At 72.0% G+C, this 2,180-nt stretch carries 2 pseudogenes; both read left to right on the top strand.

Annotated elements, in window-relative coordinates:
- Positions 1 to 688 (top strand): annotated as a pseudogene (locus VIW71_RS22720) (hypothetical protein); the annotation flags it as partial.
- A gap of 10 nt (positions 689 to 698) precedes the next feature.
- Positions 699 to 2,180: pseudogene (locus tag VIW71_RS22715) on the top strand (hypothetical protein); the annotation flags it as partial.

Here is a 2,180-nt window from a genome sequence, read left to right as displayed (position 1 = left end):
GATGCTCAGCCCCACGACGTGGATCATCATCGGCATCGTCGCGCTGATCGCGGTCATCGTGCTGATCGCGACCAAGACGACATGGTTCCAGCAGATCTGGCGCGCCTCGTGGGGCGCCATCACCCGTGCGGCGAGCGCCACGTGGGGCTGGATCAAACGGAACTGGCCGCTGATCCTGGCCATCCTGACCGGCCCGATCGGCCTGGCGGTCCTCTACATCACCCGGCACTGGAACGGCATCGTGACGTTCATGTCCCGGCTCCCGGGCCGGATCAGCCGGGCCACCTCGGGCATGTTCGACGGGATTAAGAACGCGTTCCGGTCAGCGATCAACTTCGTGATCGGCGGGTGGAACGGGCTCACGTTCTCCATCCCCAGCATCGACACCCACATCCCCGGCGTCGGCAGGGTCGGCGGCACCTCGTTCGGCACGCCGAACATTCCGTACCTGGCCCACGGCGGGCACATCCTGACCAGCGGGTGGGCGATGGTCGGCGAGCGGGGCCCGGAGGCGGTCCACCTGGGCGCCGGCGCCACCGTCGCACCGCTGACCCGAGGCGGTGGGGGCGGGGTCATCCGCGTCGTCATCGAGATGCCCGGCGAGTCCGACTTCCTGCGGATGAACCGCAAGGTGGTCAGGGTCTACGGCCGCGGAAAAGTCGACGTGGCCTACAACACACCAGGCTGAGGAGGCTCCCATGGCGTTCCCCACGACTCCGCTGGACGTGCGGTCGGAGCTGCAGATAGGCGGGGTCTGGACGGACGCCTCCCAGGACGTCTACCTTCGCAACCCGATCAGCCTCAGCCGCGGCCGGGCCGACGAGGCGTCCCGGCCCGACCACTCGACGGCGACGATCACCTTCAACAACCGGATGGGGAAGTACAGCCCGCGCAACCCGATGAGCCCGTACTACGGGCTCATCGGGCGGAACACCCCGGTCAGGGTGTCGGTCCCGGCCGCGTCCCGGTACCTGCGGCTGCCCGGCGACCCCGGGGCCCGTGCCAGCACCCCCGACACCGCCGCCCTGGACATCGTGGGCGACCTCGACGTCCGGGTGGATGTGACGCTGGCGACGTGGGACAGCGGCCTGCGGTTCGTGGACCTGACCGGCAAGTGGGGGTCGGCCGGCCAGCGGTCGTGGCGGCTCACCGTCAGCGCGAGCGGGGCCCTGGATCTGGAGTGGTCCGCGGACGGCACCAGTTCGACGTTCGCCACGGCGACGGCCGCGGTGCCCGTACCGCCGTCCGGCCGCCTGGCCGTGCGCGCCACGCTCGACGCGGACAACGGCGCGAGCGGCAACACCGTCACCTTCTACACGGCCGCCAGCGGCACGGCCGGGCCGTGGACCCAGCTCGGCGCACCGGTCATCACGGCGGGCACCACGAGCATTTTCAACAGCACGGCCGCGCTGGAGATCGGGGACATCACCGGCACCGTCGCGCCGGTGCCCCCGGTCGGGAAGGTCCACTCGGCCGAGATCCGCAACGGCATCGGCGGAACGGTCGTGGCCAGCCCGGTGTTCTCCGTCCCGGCCGCCGGCGCCGCGAGCTTCGTGGACGGCTCCGGCCGCACCTGGACCATGTCGGGTGGGGCCGAAATCTCGGACCGGACCTACCGGTTCACCGGGGAGGTGTCCTCCTGGCCGCCGCGGTGGGACGTCTCCGGTACCGACCGGTACGTGGCCGTGGAGGCGGCCGGGCCGATGCGCCGCTACGGGGCCGGCACCGACCCGCTGCAGTCCACGCTGCGGCGCCGCATCCCCTCCTCCGCCAGCCTGATCGCGTACTGGCCGATGGAGGACGGGCGCACCGCCACCCGGGCCGCGTCCCCACTGGCCGGCGTGGCCGCGATGCGGACCGCCGGCCTGTCCTTCGCCGCGGACGACACGCTCCCGGGGTCCTCGGCCCTGCCCACGGTGTCCGCCGGGGCGTCCGTCCGGGCCACCGTGCCGGCCTCGGCCACCGGTGCCTGGCACATCGAGTTCGTGTACAACATCGGCACGGCCCCCGCGGGCGACGCCAACCAGACGTTCTTGTCGTTCACGACCACCGGCGGGGTCACCTGGCGCGTAGGCGTCGGCGCCTCGCTGCTCCACCTGGACGTGACCGACTCCACCGGCGCCAGCCTGCTCAGCTCCTCCATCCTGCCCACCGGGCTCTTCGGGGAGTGGGCCCGCTTC

This window comes from Streptomyces sp. (genome assembly GCF_036524955.1).
GTDB lineage: Bacteria > Actinomycetota > Actinomycetes > Streptomycetales > Streptomycetaceae > Actinacidiphila.
Note: the sequence above shows the minus strand (reverse complement) of the source record. Positions and strands in the feature narration are given on the sequence as shown.